Source organism: Mesorhizobium sp. USDA 4775 (assembly GCF_054062655.1).
In genome coordinates, this window is the sequence record NZ_JBSSFM010000002.1 from 421,457 (window position 1) to 437,843 (window position 16,387).

Below are 16,387 nucleotides of genomic sequence, written 5' to 3' on the forward strand. Positions count from 1 at the left end.
TGACCCAACCGCTTGCATACCACGCTTAGAGCGGGTCTCCGGCTACCGGAGCCGACCCCAGTAACGCAACGATTTGTTGCACACGTTTTTGCGAAGCCACAGCATCAGCAGAGGCGATTTGCAGCTCCTGCAGGAGGGCGGCACGATCGTTCGCAACCAGCTCCAGTGGGCCGGCGCCTATTCCCGACACTAGCCATGAGGGACTCACGGCCAAGATGCCCGCCATCATCGCAAGGCGATTGGATTGCGGCGCGGCGCGGTCGCATTCCCATGCTTTCCAGCATGCCGTCTGGACACCAAGCCGGCGTGCGGCCTGCGCCATTGCAAGTTTGGTGACCTCGCGAGCGAACGAAATACGTCCCCCCAGAGTATCGGATGGCGCGAAATCACTAGGGTAGGTTTGAGTAAGCATTGGCTCGGTCCTCCTATGGTTCAATCCGCTTTCGGGCGATGACCTGCTGCGAACTCCGAAATGCCGGCCATCGTTCCGATTCGACGTCGGCAGTCTAAACAGGATTCGGCCCCATCATTAAAAGGCACGTTAAGGTGTTGGCGCTTTCGAAAAGGAGCAGCATCGCCACCTGCAAAAGCGTTACAATCATTCGACAGTGACCGATTTTGCCAGATTGCGCGGCTGGTCGACATCTGTGCCCATGAAGAGCGCCGTATGGTAGGCAAGAAGCTGTATCGGCAGCGAGAAGATCATTGGCGCGATAATCTCGTCGACGACCGGGAGCACGATCGTGTGCATGGTGTCGAGTTTCGATGCGGTTGCTCCTCTTTCATCCGTGATCAGGATAATCCGCCCTCCACGGGCAGCCACTTCCTGCATGTTGGAGGCGGTCTTGTCGAAAAAGCGATCATGCGGCGCGATGACGATCACTGGCATGTTCTCGTCTATCAGTGCGATTGGACCGTGCTTCAATTCACCTGCCGCATAGCCCTCGGCGTGGATGTAGGAAATCTCCTTGAGCTTCAGCGCACCTTCCATCGCCAGCGGGAAACTGGTGCCACGGCCGAGATACAGGACGTGACGAAGCTTTGACAATTCGCGCGACAGGAGCTCGATTTCCGGCTGGATGCTGTCGAGTACCTGGCCCATGACGCGTGGGACTTCGGCGAGGCTGCTAACAAGCGCCTGCGCCTCGTCTTCGGTTACGGTTCGGCGGGCCCTGGCGGCGCCGATGGCAAGTGCCGCAAGAACGGCAAGCTGGCAGGTGAAAGCCTTGGTGGAAGCGACGCCGATCTCCGGTCCGGCAAGGATCGGGAAGACCGCGTCGGCCTCCCGAGCGATGGTCGATTCGCAGGTATTGACGATGGCGCCAACTTTCAGCCCAAGGTCCTTGCAGTACCTCAGCGATGCGAGCGTATCGGCGGTTTCACCAGACTGCGAAATGAAAAGAGCCGCCGACTGCGGCGACAACGGGATCTCGCGGTAACGGAATTCGGACGCAACGTCGATTTCGACCGTCAGGCGCGCATAGCGCTCGAACCAGTATTTTCCGACCAGTCCGGCGAGATAGGCGGTGCCGCAGGCAGAGATCGCCAAGCTCGGGATCCTGGCGAAATCGATGCCAGAAACCATGTCGGCGCGATTCTCTATGATGTTGATATGGTGGCCGAGCGCATGGAAGATGACCTCGGGCTGCTCGTAAATTTCCTTCTCCATGAAGTGGCGATGGTTGCCCTTGTCGGCCAGAGCGGCCGCGGCCGTGGAGGTCTGGCGCGGACGCTCGACAGGCTGACCGTCGAAATCGAAGATATGGGCGCCCGTCTTGCCGATAACGGCCCAGTCACCGTCGATGAGATAGGTAATTTCATTGGTGAAGGGAGCAAGCGCGATCGCGTCGGAGCCCAGGAACATCTCGCCGTCGCCATGACCGATCGCCAGCGGTGGTCCGTTGCGCGCTGCCATGATGGTCGACGGATCATCCTCAAAGATGATAGCAAGCGCGTAGGCACCCCTGAGGCGTTTCAGCATGGCAGCCATTGCTTCTCGCCGCCTCATGCCTTCCCGGCGGTGTCGTGCCAAGAGATGCGCGACGACCTCGGTGTCGGTGTCGGTCTGGAACTCGGCTCCCGCCGCCGTCAATTCGTCCTTCAGCTCGGTGAAATTCTCGATGATGCCGTTATGGACGACGGCGACACCGTCGGTAAAGTGCGGGTGTGCATTGCGTTCGGTTGATGCTCCATGGGTTGCCCAACGCGTGTGGCCGATTCCGATGTTGCCGCCCAGCGGCTCGTCCTTCAGTCTCGTTTCCAGATTGACGAGCTTGCCCTCGGCGCGCCGGCGGTGCAAGGCGCCCTCGACGATCGTCGCAACGCCGGCCGAATCATAGCCGCGATATTCCAGACGCTTCAACGCGTCGACCAACCGGTCCGACACCGGCTGTTGCCCAACGATGCCAACAATCCCGCACATGTTTGTCTCCGTATTCTTCCGGCAGTTTCACCCCAACGCAGTAATCCCGAAGACGGATACCCACCCGGCCCGCTTTCATTCAGGATCTTTAGTAGGAACCTGTAATATTGGTAAAATCGATTGTAGGCATACCTGCCATCCACTCTTTGGATAAACGAAGCCGCGTTTGACAGCTCCTGATCGGGTTGGAGGCTGAGAGCCCTGTTGCATGGATCAGACTTTGGACGAGGCAACCCTATCCACTGCATTTTTCATGCAACGCGCTCGAACTTGGGCCGGCCAATTTCTGTCATCCGGTTAAGAACACGGACGCCAATCTTCGCTTCAGTCTTCTGATTGTCAAAATGTCGCGCTTTGAGTTTGGGCCCGATCACAGCCTTCCATCGACCCATCTGGGTCTCAGCGCGACTGCGCTTGTTGTAGCCGGTGGATTTCTGCCATGCCATCCGCCCTTTGGTCTGGATTTCTGCAATATGGCGATCGCGGACAGATGGAACCAGCACCGATTGAGGGCTGGCAACGGCAGTCTTGGGAGGTGGGATAATGACCTCCACGATCTCACCAAAGCGTGTCGCCAGAAGATCTCGGGTTGGCGTTCCATCATAGGCGCCGTCGGCAATGAACTTCTCGACGGGGCCACCGATCTGGTCCAGAAGTCCTGGTAACGCTGTCGGATCGCCGACATCATCCACGGTCAGATCGGAACAAACAATCTCACCACTGACAAGATTGAGACCAAGGTGCAGTTTGCGCCATCTTTTGCGTTTGCCCTTGGTTTTGTGCTTGTTTTCCAGCCACTCGCCCTCGCCGAAGACCTTCAAGCCGGTGCTGTCGACAACCCAGATGGACCAGACCTGATGTTGTGGCTCGGGACTTTGTCGACGGCAACGCCAGCCCTTTGCTCCGGCGAGACAGGGTGGAGAAGTCAGGCACGGCAATATCGAATCCCATCAGCGCCGCGACACTGCGCATCAAGCCTTGGGTCTGGCGTAGCGCCAGCCCGTAGACGACGCGCAGGGTCAAGCACAACGTAATCGCCAGATCCGAGTATTTCGGCTGACCACCCCGCGATGTCCGCCTCCGCGCCGTCCATAAAGACAGGGCCTCATCCCTCACCCAGATGGTCAAATCACTACGTTGACGCAGGCTTTCATTATATGCCGGCCAATTCGTCACTTGATATTTCTGCTTGGCAATCTTGTCCCGCCGATCGGCATTGAACTTGTGCGGCATCGTCGAAATCCGGATCAGGAGACTGAAAACCACCGCTCAATATCAGTCGCCGGGTGATCCACGCAACAACGCCGTTGCGGATCACGTAGATGATGCCGCTCACCACCCGCCGGTCATCTACCCGGGGAACTCCGTGCGACAGCGGGAAGAACGGCGATATCCGCGCCATCTGGCGCTCGCTCAACAGAAACAAATCACCCATCACGGCCTCCAATTGGCGACCGTGAATCACATCTCAAACGGAATTAATAGGTCCTGAGCCTAGTTTCCGGCGTCGATGAGGCATGCTTCTTATCCAACAGCTGCCGGAATTCCCCTGGCTCGAACGCCATCATTGGGGCGCGAGTTTATAATCCAGCGGCTGCCGCAGCTGCTACTCGTGTGGCAAGCGTCTCCTTAGGCGGTCTTGCAGCGCCGGCCGGTCGGCGACGAGGTCGTCCAGGGGTAGGGGCCCGTGGTCCGGCCGCTGCCCGTCCAACAATTGTCGAACCAGCTCCCACGTGCCGTCCAAGACAAAGACGCCGCAATCATGATTGTTCAGCTGTTGGGCCATGGGAGCTGGCTCCGAGGTGGCGTTCAGCACTCTCGCGAGCCGTTTTGCAGGCGCGTTGTTGTGGCCCGCTCGCTGGAGGGAGTCGTAATGATAGGCGACCGGCATTTCTGGATTGCGGCGATCAACCAGCAGCAGTGACCAATGACTGCCTTCGCGGGTAAGAGTGCCGTTGTTCACTGGCACGAACACGAAGTCGGCTGGGCCGGCATTTCGATTATAGATGGACTGCAATATGTCTCGCGCGTATTGCAGCTCGCGATGACGCAGTAGATGGGATACCGACGGATCCACCAGCAGCGTCCGCGCGGCGAGCATCGGATCGAGCGCCTGCAGCTGCTCGTGAAGCAAATTGCGTATTCCGACGAAGCCGGCCATCGATTCCGATTTGAAGCCGGCCAGTCATTCCGATTTCATTCCGGCCGGTGTTCCGATTTGAAGCCGGCCATTTTTCGGACTGATCCTGGGTCTCGTTGATGTTTGGATTGGGTTTCGTTTCAGGTCAAGCGTGCGCTGTTTCGGACGCTCTCGGCGAGCGCTGTTTTCGCATGCTTTCACCGGTGAGATCGATGCGATAGGCGTTGTGAACGAGGCGGTCCAGGATGGCATCGGCCAGGGTTGGGTTTGCAATGATCTCGTACCAGCGATCCAGGGGCAGCTGACTGGTGACGATTGTCGATCGGCGTTCGTAGCGGTCTTCAATGATCTCAAGCACATCACGCCGCTGGTCATCATTGAGTTTTTCCGGTCCCCAGTCATCGAGAATGAGAAGGTCGGTTTTGGCGAGTTGCTTGAGGATCCGGCCATAACGTCCGTCGCCTCTCGCGAGGGCAAGCGTTGCAAACAGCCGGGGAACGCGGTGATAGGCGACGGAGAAATCCTCTCGGCAAGCTTTGTGGCCAAGCGCACAGGCCAGCCAGCTCTTGCCGACGCCGGCCGGCCCGGTGATGAGAAGACTGTGATGCTTTCTGATCCAGTCGCAGCCGGCGAGCGCCATGAACAGATTGCGATCAAGACCGCGTGCGGCACGAAAGTCGGCATTCTCGATCTGTGCGTCATGGCGAAGTTTTGCAGCTCTGGCGCGGGCTTCGAAACGCTTCTGGCGGCGCATGGTAGCCTCGCGCTCGAGCAGCATGGCAAGCCATTCGCCATGCTCGAGGCCGCGTGCTTCGGATTGTGCGTCGAGTTCCTGGAAGGCAGTGGCCATGCCATGAAGGCCGAGTTCGCGCAGCATGTTGATGGTCGGATGGATGAGCATTGGTATGTCTCCTCAATGGAAGTAATCAGGGCCACGCAGATTGGCGTGATCGACGATGGCGGTCGGTTCGGTGGAATGCCTTGCGGCCTTGTGATTGGCGATGAGCGAGGCGATGCTCTTGCAGTTCAGCCCACCGATCTCGACAGCGCGGGCTGAGACGGCTTCGGCGCGATCGCGTGTGACATCGCGAAACAGGCGAAGGACACCCAGGCATGTTCGAAAGCCTTGTTCAGGATGTGGGCGGCTGGCGAGGATTGCGACAACCAAGCCTTCCGTCTCGGGCCCGACGGATGCGGCCCAGCGACGGAAACGATCCGGCGTCCACTCGGCATATCGCCGGTGGGAGCTGGGCATATGATCCGGATCCGTCCCATGACGAGGGCCGCCATAGCGGCGCTGATGGACGGCAATGCGCTTGCCGCGGTGGAAGATCTCGATGGTGCGTGCCGTTGCCCTCAGATCGACTTGCTGACGAATGAGGTTGTGCGGTACGGAATAGAAGAAGGTCTTGAACTCGACGTGGTAATCCGTCGAGACGCGGGCCAAACGCCACTCGGCGAATTCGTAGTCTTCGCTCGGAAGGCTTGCCAGCGCAGCACGCTCGACGCTCTCAAACAGTTGCCGGCGACTGACGCCCAGCCGACGCATGACGTGATCATTGATGCGATTGAGTGCCTGGCGAATTGCGGCATTGGCCTCGGCCAGCGAGAAGAAGGTCTGGTTGCGCAGCCGCCCCAGAATGCATGACTGGGCGAAACGCACGCCGTTCTCGACTTTCGATTTGTCCTTCGGCCGTCGCGGCCGTGCCGGAAGAACGCCGACGCCATAATGGGATGCCATCATGCCGTAGCTGCGATTGATCTCGGGATCGTAGAAGCTGGCGCGGCTGACGCCCGACTTCAGATTGTCGGGGACGATCAGGCGGGGAACGCCATCAAAGAAACGAAACATCCTGACGTGTGAACCAATCCAATCCGGCAGTGTCTGGGTCCAGGTCGCTTCGGCATAGGTCAAGCTGGACGCACCCAGCACTGCCACGAAGATCTCCGCCTCACGGATCTCGCCGGTGTCTCGATCAACGATCGGGATCTTCTTGCCGGAATAGTCGACGAAGACCTTGTCGCCGGCGGCGTGTTCCTGGCGCATCGTCGGCGAAAGCCGCTGTTCGAAGCTGCGAAAGAGCTCGCAGAACCGGCTGTAGCCATATCCGTCGGGATGACTTCCTCGATACTCCTCCCACAAGATGAGGAGCGTGACGCCCGGCTTCTTGAGCTCGACGGCAAGATGGGCCCAGTTCGGCTCTGTGCGCCGCCGCGTGCCCTGCTTGACGCCATTGCGAGCGAAGAGTTTGTTCTCAAGCGCGTCATCGGTCAGCTCGCCTGGCAGGGGCCAGCTCAACCCGATTGCCGCTGCGCGCCGCAGATTATCCTGCACCGTACTGCGTGCTATTCCCAGCACGACCGCAATCTCGCGGGAGCTGGTCCCGCTTCCGGCAAGCCGAAGCATTTGTCTCAACTGTCTCATGGTCAGCCTTCTCTTTGCCGGCATCAAAATGTCCTCGTTCATCGCGAGGTAATTGATGCCAAAGTTGCTGACCCAGGAGGTAATCTTCAGTGCCGAAAACCGGCCGGTCTTTGGTTGGAATGGTGGCCGGCTTCATACCGGAATGGTGGCCGGTGTTTGATCGGAATGGCGGCCGGCTTCACGTCGGAATCCGCAGCAAATTGTAATCCCTCAGTATGTGCTCGTCGGCGAGCCACTGGTCGGGCCCGAGCACCAATCCCTTCGCGACATTGGATGAGGCTCTCGGACCCGACGCCCCGAGCTGAGTATCGGAGGAGGTGGTCGTGGACGTAGTCAAATCAACCACTGGAAGGCCGCGGTAGGTGTCTCCCGGCCTGGTGGTTACTGGCGATGCGGGTTGGCGAATCTTGGCCCGCGTCGCTGGCGCAGCTTCACCCATCGGCGAAAGTCGACCGCGATGCATGAGCGGACCGTCACCGGGGCCTCCCGGCCCGAAGACGGCGGCGGCCTCTGTTCCTTGCATCATCGTTTGCCGCTCCGTGTCGCCGAGCGTCTGCTTGCGCGGACGCACCGGTGCGGAATGAGCATCGTCGCGCAAGTCGGACGGCGTGGGCGCATTCAGATCAACAAAAGACTGAAGACCACCGAAGGTGCCTGAACGAGCCCTCGTACCGGGCGGCGGCCCTGGCGCAAAGTGAGCATCGTCGCGCAAGTCGGACGGTGTGGGCGCATTCAGATCAACAAAAGACTGAAGACCACCGAAGGTGCCTGAACGAGCCCTCGTACCGGGCGGCGGCCCTGGCGCAAAGTGAGCATCGTCGCGCAAGTCGGACGGTGTGGGCGCATTCAGATCAACAAAAGACTGAAGACCACCGAAGGTGCCTGAACGAGCCCTCGCACCGGGCGGCGGCCCTGGCGCAAAGTGAGCATCGTCGCGCAAGTCGGACGGTGTGGGCGCATTCAGATCAACAAAAGACTGAAGACCACCGAAGGTGCCTGAACGAGCCCTCGTACCGGGCGGCGGCCCTGGCGCAAAGTGAGCATCGTCACCCAAGTCGGACGGGTTGGGTGCCCTGAGATCAACAAAAGACTGAACACCGCCGAAGTTGACTGAATTAGCCCTCGCAGAGGGCGCTGGTTTGGTAGCTTCTAAGACCGGCGTTGCCATCTCCTCTTCCGGATGAGAGCCAGGGGCATTATGGCTCCCAGATTGTCTGGCGCCCGAATTCCGCAGATGTTCCAGCGCCGCGTGGATCGTTGAGCAATCACCGGGATAGAGCTTGACATCATCATCCAGGGTCTTGTGGTTAAGCCGGGCGGCAATGCTCATCTTGCCGTTTTTCTGTAGGTAATCACTAAAACGCGCAAGGGCATGTTTGTACCTCATTGCTTTACCCGCATCGGTGCTTTTCACTAACGGGGTTGCACTGTACAGGTGGATAAGCTCCCGGTCCTGGAAATAGGGGTTGCGGACAGAGCGACCTCCGATTGGCACGCCGCCGGCCTCCGCAGTCTTGAGATAACGCATCGGCGCTTCGAGCGACGGACCACCCGATCCCTCGTACTGCTTGAAATCGCGCGTCAGCGACGTTTCGCCCATGCGGCTAGCAAAGCCCTGCTTTCCGTTGGCAACGAGCCAACGAGCGAAGTTCAAAAGAGGATTTACATTGAGCTTGACGGTGGTCTCCGTGACATTGCCCTTGCGGAGGGCTGACTCCAATACCTCGATAAGCGACGCATCTTTGGAATAAAGAGCACGCTTGTCGCGACCTACGATAGCCAACGTTGCAGACGGAGTTGCTTTGTGCAGTTTGATGAGCGGTTCGTTCGGGAAATAGGGATTGCGAACAGAGCGACCTAAGATTGGCACACCGCCGGCCTCCGCAGTCTTGAGATGACGCAGCGGCGCTTCGAGCGACGGACCACCCGATGCCTCGTACTGCTTGAAATCGTGTTTCAGCGACGCCTCGTCCAGGCGGGTAGCAAAGCCCGGCTTTCCGTTGGCAACGAGCCAACGAGCGAAGTTCAAAAGAGGATTTACATTGAGCTTGATGGTGGTCTCCATGACATTGCCCTTGCGGAGGGCTGAGTCCAGCACCCCGATAAGCGACGCATCGTTCGAATAAAGACCACGCTTGTCGCCGCCGACAGTAACCAGTGTTGATTTTTGGGTCTGATCGGCAGGACGCTTGAAGTCGCCAAGATCTTTCTTCGGCGCATCAGGGTTGTTGATTCGGCCCCGTCCCATCTGCGCTTCGTCGAACGCGGGTGGGAGCGAGGTGGCGGCCTGCATCAGCCCGCGAGCGCCTGAATTGCCAATTTCGCTCAGCAGGTTCTGAACGGCGACCTCTCGCGGATTGTCTAGTATCCTCTGCCTCTTCCTAGGTCCGTTATGCTCAACGTCCCAATCTGCAGCTCTACCCAAAGGCCGGTCCTCACCGAAAGTTCCTTCGCGCAAGGGGGCCGCTCCCTCTAAGGGCGAGCGCGAATTGCCTTTCATTAAGCGCGACGTCCTCGTCCCAATGCGCTCGTGTTGAGAGACATCAACGGCCTGGCCTGGGTGGACGTTTGCGACATCGACCTGTGGCAGGTCGCGCCAGTGCTTCTCAAATGCTGCCGTCTCTTGCTTCGTCTGCTTTTGCGCCGTGGTGTTGTTCGAGACAGGATGCCGTCTGGATGGGTCGACATTGCTAAATCTGTCCATGTTCGCCTCCGGGGCAGCCCGTTCGCAAATCTGCGAAGGCGGCATCGTGCGAACCTACTAGGGGTACCTTTCGAGAAGCTGACGCGCCTTTAAAGAAGTCTGCATGTTGCGTTCTTGATTTTGCGATAGGCGCGTTGAGGCTATCTGTAGGGTTCGGCGCAGAAGACCAGCCACGAATACGTTGCCGTTCATAGCGCCGTCGTAGACGAAGGGCGCTGTCATGCCCGTCAGCCGCAGCGCTCCGGTGAAGGTCGTGGTCTTCCAGTGGCCATGCGGCACGCCGGCCCGGCAGCGCTCGCCGCGCGGCGCTCTTCCACGCAGGCGAGCCATCTTTGTGGAGAGGCCGGTCTCGTCGATGAACACGAGCTTCGCCGGATCGAGATCGAGCTGGCCGTCGAACCATTCCCGGCGCCGCTTCAGGACGTCGGGGCGATCCTGCTCCAGTGCGTGCGCGGACTTTTTTGAATGTCCCGCCGTGGCCGCGAAGCGGCCCAACCAGGTCTGGGCGACGGACCTGACCTATATCCCGATGGCCCGCGGCTTCTGCTACCTGGTTGCTGTCGTCGACTGGTTCACGCGCAAGGTACTGAGCTGGCGGCTGTCGATCACCATGGATGCGGCCTTTTGCATTGAAGCCCTCGAGGAGGCGCTGGCGACATACGGCAAGCCCGAGATCTTCAACTCCGATCAGGGCAGCCAGTTCACCAGCCATGACTTCACCAAGGTCCTCCTCGACCGGGAGATCAGGATCAGCATGGATGGCAAGGGCGCCTGGCGCGACAACGTCTTCGTCGAGCGTCTCTGGCGGTCGGTGAAATATGAGGAGGTCTATCTCAAGGCCTATGACAGCGTTCGCGAAGGGCGAGCGTCGATCGGAAAATATCTCGATTTCTACAATCGGGGACGCCCGCATTCCAGCCTTGACGGCAGAGCGCCAGATGAGGCCTACTTCACCCCGATACCGCTTCCCGAGGCGGCCTAATCAGAGGCAGTGTTCCACTTATAAATCGGGAATTCCTGTCCAAACAAACCGAGCCAGGGCGCGGCTCTTTGAGAGGGTGACGTTGCCTCCAGTTTTTATCCAGTTTTGAGTTCGTTTCCGGCGTGGGTTGAAGTGCTCCCCGATTTTGGGCCAGCGGGAGCTGGATTTTCCGGGGTAAAGCTCAGCTCGGCGGGGGTGCCGATGAGCCGTTCATCAGCGAAATCGGCACCTTGTTGCCGATCGCTCTGTGTGGCCGGAACTCGTTATACAACTCGACGACTTAACACCCACGGGACTGGGATTGAACGCGAGCTTTGCTACCCGTGGCATCCGTGGGCCGGGCTGCAGGTCCATACCCATGAAGTGATCAAGAAGGGTGATGTGACGGTTTTCCGCTGCAGCCTTTCCGGCCAAGCGCCGGACCGGTGGCTGGAGGTTCCGGCGTGGATGTTCGACCGATCGGCTAGCATGAGCTGGCGCATCACGGCTGCCGCGCAGGTCGATCTTGCCGTGCTTGTCGCCTTGGCTGAGTTTCTGCGTGACACAGGCGTGCCGTCGCAATCTCAGAGGATCGGCGCAGCATCGGACTCTCACGACTCGAATCGGGGAGAGGTCCATGCCGCGCAAGCCCACGACTTACCAGTTCGATCTGTTCTCCAGGTTGAACGACACCGACACGATGATGGAGGCGCCGCGATGGCAGGCGCTGCCTGTCGAGACGCGTCGGTCAGTGACGAAGCTGATGGTGCGTCTGATCCTCGACCACGTCGGCGGCGATCGCGCCGGGCGACAGGAGGGCGCGGATCATGATGCATGAGAAGATCAGGCCGCACCATCTTGAGCGCAAGGCGATACTGTACGTGCGGCAGTCGTCGGCCCATCAGGTCCTGCACAACCGCGAGAGCAGCACGCTTCAATATGCGATGCGCGATCGCCTGACGGCGCTTGGGTGGTCTCGCGTCGAGACGGTCGATGACGATCTCGGCCGGTCCGCCGCCGGCGGCGTCGCACGCGTCGGTTTCGACCGAATGGTCGCGGAAGTCTGTCTCGGCAAAGTCGGTGCGGTCGCGGCGCGGGAAGTGTCGCGGTTTGCCCGCAACAGCCGCGACTGGCAGCAGCTCATCGAGATGTGCCGCGTCGTCGACACCGTGCTGGTCGACCAGGAGACGGTCTATGCGCCGCGCCAAGGCAACGACCGGCTGCTGCTGGGGTTAAAGGGAAGCCTCAACGAGTACGAACTCGATCTCTTGCGCCAGCGGTCGCTCTCGGCCCGCTACGAGAAGGCACGCCGTGGCGAACTCGTGGTCGCGGCACCTGTCGGCTTCGTAAAGGTCGGGGATCGGCTCGAGAAGGATCCCGACCGCCGCGTGCAAGAGGCGATCATCCTTGTGTTCGACAAGGTCGCCGCGCTCGGCAGCGCCCGTCAGGCCTTGATGTGGTTCCTCGAGCATGGCCTGGATTTGCCCACCAGGCGCAACAACGGCGATGTCATCTGGCGCAGACCCAGCTATGCCACGATCCACCGGATGATCGAGAACCCGATCTACGGCGGCGCCTATGCCTATGGTAGGACTCGTGCCGCGCCGGGATTTGGATCGACAGCCCCTCGGCCGGGCGTTCGTCGCCAAGCCCGGGAGGAATGGCTGGCTCTGATCCCGGGCAGCCATGAAGGTTACGTCAGTTGGGAACGAGCGGAGGCAATCCGCACAATGGTGAGCGACAACGTGCCAACGGGCCGGCATCACGGAGCACCGAAGCATGGCGATGCATTGCTCGCCGGGCTTGTCCGGTGCCGCCGCTGCGGCCGCAAGCTCACGGTGCGATACACGGGTATCAAGCACAACATCCCGCGCTATTCCTGCTGGCGGGGCCTGCTGGACAATGGCGAACCGCGCTGCATCGCCTTCGGCGGACTTCGCGTCGATGACGCTATTGAAGAGGCCCTTCTGCGGGTCGTCGAGCCCGGCGCGGTCGCGGCTGCCGCCGAGGCCGAAGCGCAGGCAGCCAATCGCCGCGACCAGGTTCGGGACGCTCTCAGTCGCGATCTGGAGGCTGCACGCTACGCCGCCGACCGGGCTTTCCGGCAATATGACGCGGCCGACCCCGAGAACCGGCTGGTCGCTGCCGAACTGGAGATGCGGTGGAACCGTGCCCTCGCACATGTCGGCGAGATCGAGGGCAAGATCGCCACACATGATACCGCAAGGGCGAAGCCGTCGCCTGTGTTGACGATGGACCTTGGCGCGCTGGCCGCGAACCTCCACAGCGTCTGGGCGGCACCGACGACAGATGCGCGGCTCAAGAAGCGCATCGCGCGTACCGTCATTCAGGAGGTGATCGCCGATATTGATGATGAAGCCTCCGAGATCGTGCTGCTGATCCACTGGATCGGCGGGGTTCACACTGAACTGCGCTTGCCGAAGCGGCGCCGCGGACAACGCACCAGCACCTCCGCCGACATCATCGCCGCCATGCGGCAACTGGTACTGATCGCCAGCGACGATCAGATTGCCGGCATTCTCAACCGCAACAGCCTGGTGACCGGGCATGGCAATCGCTGGACGCGCGAACGGGTCACGGCGCGCGCACCGGTCGCATCACAAGATTCCGGTCTTCCGGCCGGCGCCGGAGGGCAACGAACCGTGGCTCAACCTGAACAAGGCCGCACGCCTTCTCGGCGTTGCCCCGAAGACCCTCAGGCTCGCCGCCGAGACAGGCGAGATCGAAGGCGTTCATCCCCTGCCGGATGGTCCGTGGATCTTCAGCCGGTCAGAACTCGCAACGCCGCATGCCCTGCAGATCGTTCATCGCGCGCGACAGAACCCCAAATACCCCGCAGGATCGCATCCAGATCAGCAAAGCCTATTCCATTCAACAACATAGACAGATGGGTGTTATGAAACAGGATTGTAGTCGGCGCGCCACAGGGCGATGGCTACGCGCGCCTGAGCCAGCGAGGTAAACAGCGTCTCGTTGAGCAGTTCATCGCGCAGTCGGCCGTTGAAGCTCTCGATGAAGCCATTCTGCATCGGCTTGCCGGGCGCAATGTAATGCCATTCGACGCGGTTCTGATCCGCCCAGGCGAGGATGGCGTTCGAGGTGAACTCGCTGCCATTGTCGCTGACGATCATCCTCGGCCGGCCGCGCTCGGTGATGAGCCGGTCCAATTCGCGGGCAACCCGCATGCCCGAGAGAGACGTATCAACGATGAGTGCCAAGGCACTCTCTCGTGCAGTCGTCGACGACGGCCAGGATGCGGAAGCGGCGCCCGTCGGTGAGCTGGTCCGATACGAAGTCAAGCGACCAGCGCTCGTCGGGCCTCAGCGGCACCAGCATTGGCGCCCTGGTCCCGATCGCCCGCTTGCGGCCGCCACGGCGGCGAACGGCGAGCTTCTCCTCCCGATAGAGCCGAAACAGCTTCTTGTGGTTCACGACCAGGCCCTCCCGCCTCAGCATCACGAGAAGACGCCGGTAGCCGAACCGGCGACGCTTCTGCGCGATCGCCTTCATCCGCTCGCGAACCTCGCGGTCGTCCGGCCTGCTGGTCTCGTAGCGAAGCGTCATGCGGCAACAGCCGATGGCTTTACACGCCCGCCGTTCGCTCATCCCGAAGCCTTCCTTCAGGCGAGCGACAGCTTTCCGCTTGGCCGCGGGCGTCACCACTTCTTTCCCACGAGATCCTTCAGCGCGGCATTGTCGAGCATGGCGTCGGCCAGAAGCCGCTTCAGCCGCGTGTTCTCGTCCTCCGGCGCCTTCAATCGCCGAGCCTCGGAGACATCCATCCCGCCGAAGCGGGCCTTCCAGTTGTAGATCGAAGCATCGCTGACCCCGTGCTTGCGGCACAGATCGGCAACCGATACCCCGGCCTCATGTTCCTTCAAAATTCCGATGATCTGCTTCTATATTCGGTGTCCTCCAGTCAAGGCGTCACGTTCGATGCAGGTTCTTTGCTTCTGTTCGCGGTCGGCGTGCGGCGCGACAATGAAGGTGCGAGCGTTGCGTCAATCAAGATGAGAATGCTGGCGGGTTGGATCGCAGGGAGGGCGTAGCCCGACTGGAGTTTCAACCCGCCAGCGCCGCTGCCTTTTTGGGGGCGTTTGTCTGGTGATCGCGGTCGACCGGGTATGCCGGTGGTTTTTCCGATTTGGAGGAATCACTTTGTGCCCGGCCGCCACGTAACCGATCACCAGATGAGGCTCTACATGAAGTTCCGTCAGACCAATTCGACAGCCGTCGCGGCGGCAAAGGCGTCGATCAGCACGGCCACGGCCTATCGCATCGAGAAGGATTCGAGGCTGCCCTCGCAGAAGAAGGCGCCGCGGGAACGACGCCGTGCCGACCCGCTTGCCGATATTTTTCAGACCGAGGTCGTGCCGATGCTGCAAGCCGCGCCCGGCATTCGCGCGATAGCTATCTTCGAGGAGATGCTGCGCCGCCACCCCGATCTGGGCAACGGCGTTCGCCGCACGCTGGAGCGGCGCGTCCGCTCCTGGCGCGCCGTCCACGGCGTGGAGCAGGAGGTCATCTTCCGACAGGTGCATGAGGCCGGCCGCCTCGGCCTGTCGGATTTCACCGACATGGGTAAAGCCGGCATCACGATCGCCGGCCAGCCGCTCGACCACCGGCTCTATCATTTCCGGCTCGCCTATTCCGGCTTCGAGCACGCTCATGTCGTGCTCGGCGGCGAGAGCTTCGTCGCCCTGGCGGAAGGCCTGCAGAACGCGCTGTGGTCGCTCGGCGGGGCTCCCCGCGAGCATCGCAGCGACAGCCTCTCGCCGGCATTCCGCAACCTGGACAAGGACGCCCGGGCGGACCTGACGCGCCGCTACGACGAACTGTGCGGCCACTACGGCATGACCCCTTCCCGCAACAATCGCGGCATCGCGCATGAGAACGGCTCCATCGAAGGCCCGCACGGCCATCTCAAGCGGGCGATCGACGACGCGGCTCTGATGAGAGGATCGAGCGATTTCGGCGATCTGGTCTGCTACCGCCGCTTCGTCGACGAGATCGTCAGCCGCATGAACGCCCGCAATTCCAAGCGCATCGACATCGAGCGCGCCGAGCTCCAGGAACTGCCCGTCCGGCGCACATCCGACTACGAGGAGGTCACCGTGCGCGTCACCTCATCGGGCGGCTTCACGCTGCGCAAGGTGTTCTACACCGTGCCCTCGCGCCTGATCGGCCACCGGCTCAGGGTGCGCCTTTTCGACGATCGACTGGACATCTTCATCGGCGGCACCCTTCTCGTGACGCTGCCGCGCGGACGTGCCTCTCCATCGGGCAAACACGATCAGGTCGTCAATTACCGGCATGTCATCCATTCGCTGCGTCGCAAGCCGATGGCGCTGTTGAACCTGGTCTATCGCGACCAGCTCTTTCCGCGCGAGGCGTATCGGCACACCTTCGACATGCTCATGGAGCGGCTGCCGGAGCGGCAGGCCTGCCGCATCATGGTGGATCTTCTCGCCATGGCTCACGAGCGCGCCTGCGAGAGCGAACTGGCCGACCAACTGGATGCCGCGCTGCAGGCGCGCCGATTGCCCGACATGGCCGCCTTGCGGGAACGCTTCGCCCCCGATCCCTCCCGGCTGCCGAATGTCGTCGTGCGCCTTGCGCCGCTCAATGCCTATGAAGCCCTGCTCGGCGCCAGCCTGACGGGAGACGCGGGCACTGTAAAGTTATCAGCGGATTGATGCAGCGATAGCTGGCCG

General features: G+C 61.0%; 9 protein-coding genes and 5 pseudogenes. 4 read left to right on the forward strand and 10 right to left on the reverse strand.

Annotation, left to right across the window (positions count from 1 at the left end):
- Nucleotides 1-25 precede the first annotated feature (25 nt).
- The 9 genes and pseudogenes from ACVILI_RS34015 to ACVILI_RS34055 all read right to left on the reverse strand — a co-directional run.
- Nucleotides 26-412: a hypothetical protein gene (locus ACVILI_RS34015; RefSeq protein WP_084791823.1), complete on the reverse strand. Its 387-nt coding sequence runs from the start codon at nt 410-412 to the stop codon at nt 26-28.
- A gap of 186 nt (nt 413-598) precedes the next feature.
- Nucleotides 599-2,422, reverse strand: coding sequence for a glutamine--fructose-6-phosphate transaminase (isomerizing) (glmS, locus tag ACVILI_RS34020; protein ID WP_091586648.1), 1,824 nt, complete (start codon nt 2,420-2,422; stop codon nt 599-601).
- A gap of 251 nt (nt 2,423-2,673) precedes the next feature.
- Nucleotides 2,674-3,655, reverse strand: a pseudogene (locus ACVILI_RS34025) (IS5 family transposase).
- A 67-nt stretch (nt 3,656-3,722) separates the two neighbouring features.
- Nucleotides 3,723-3,857 (reverse strand): annotated as a pseudogene (locus ACVILI_RS34030) (transposase); the annotation flags it as partial.
- A 171-nt stretch (nt 3,858-4,028) separates the two neighbouring features.
- Nucleotides 4,029-4,583 (reverse strand): Ulp1 family isopeptidase, encoded by a 555-nt coding sequence (locus tag ACVILI_RS34035; RefSeq protein WP_457102806.1) that lies wholly within the window; start codon nt 4,581-4,583, stop codon nt 4,029-4,031.
- A gap of 124 nt (nt 4,584-4,707) precedes the next feature.
- Complete coding sequence (gene istB, locus ACVILI_RS34040) at nt 4,708-5,463, reverse strand: IS21-like element helper ATPase IstB (RefSeq protein WP_038646815.1); 756 nt, start codon at nt 5,461-5,463, stop codon at nt 4,708-4,710.
- A gap of 12 nt (nt 5,464-5,475) precedes the next feature.
- A complete protein-coding gene (gene istA, locus ACVILI_RS34045) occupies nt 5,476-6,987 on the reverse strand; it encodes an IS21 family transposase (RefSeq protein ID WP_148307437.1) in 1,512 nt (503 codons plus the stop codon).
- Nucleotides 6,988-7,165: 178 nt separating this feature from the next.
- Entirely contained in the window at nt 7,166-9,691 is a 2,526-nt protein-coding gene (locus tag ACVILI_RS34050; protein WP_457102807.1) for a hypothetical protein, read from the reverse strand.
- 117 nt (nt 9,692-9,808) lie between these two features.
- A pseudogene (locus ACVILI_RS34055) lies at nt 9,809-10,153 on the reverse strand (transposase); the annotation flags it as partial.
- A gap of 25 nt (nt 10,154-10,178) precedes the next feature.
- Here ACVILI_RS34055 and ACVILI_RS34060 point away from each other — a divergent pair.
- The 3 genes and pseudogenes from ACVILI_RS34060 to ACVILI_RS34070 all read left to right on the forward strand — a co-directional run.
- Nucleotides 10,179-10,673, forward strand: a pseudogene (locus ACVILI_RS34060) (IS3 family transposase); the annotation flags it as partial.
- Nucleotides 10,674-11,289: 616 nt separating this feature from the next.
- Nucleotides 11,290-11,490 (forward strand): hypothetical protein, encoded by a 201-nt coding sequence (locus tag ACVILI_RS34065; RefSeq protein WP_038654504.1) that lies wholly within the window; start codon nt 11,290-11,292, stop codon nt 11,488-11,490.
- Nucleotides 11,480-13,573: a recombinase family protein gene (locus ACVILI_RS34070; protein ID WP_240565466.1), complete on the forward strand. Its 2,094-nt coding sequence runs from the start codon at nt 11,480-11,482 to the stop codon at nt 13,571-13,573. The genes ACVILI_RS34065 and ACVILI_RS34070 overlap by 11 nt, the downstream gene beginning before the upstream one ends.
- 6 nt (nt 13,574-13,579) lie before the next feature.
- Here the strand turns inward: ACVILI_RS34070 and ACVILI_RS34075 are convergent.
- A pseudogene (locus ACVILI_RS34075) lies at nt 13,580-14,566 on the reverse strand (IS3 family transposase); the annotation flags it as partial.
- A 267-nt stretch (nt 14,567-14,833) separates the two neighbouring features.
- Here ACVILI_RS34075 and istA (ACVILI_RS34080) point away from each other — a divergent pair.
- The gene (gene istA / locus ACVILI_RS34080) at nt 14,834-16,369 is read left to right on the forward strand and encodes an IS21 family transposase (protein WP_457102808.1); all 1,536 of its coding nucleotides are present in this window, start codon (nt 14,834-14,836) and stop codon (nt 16,367-16,369) included.
- The last annotated feature ends 18 nt before the right edge of the window (nt 16,370-16,387 follow it).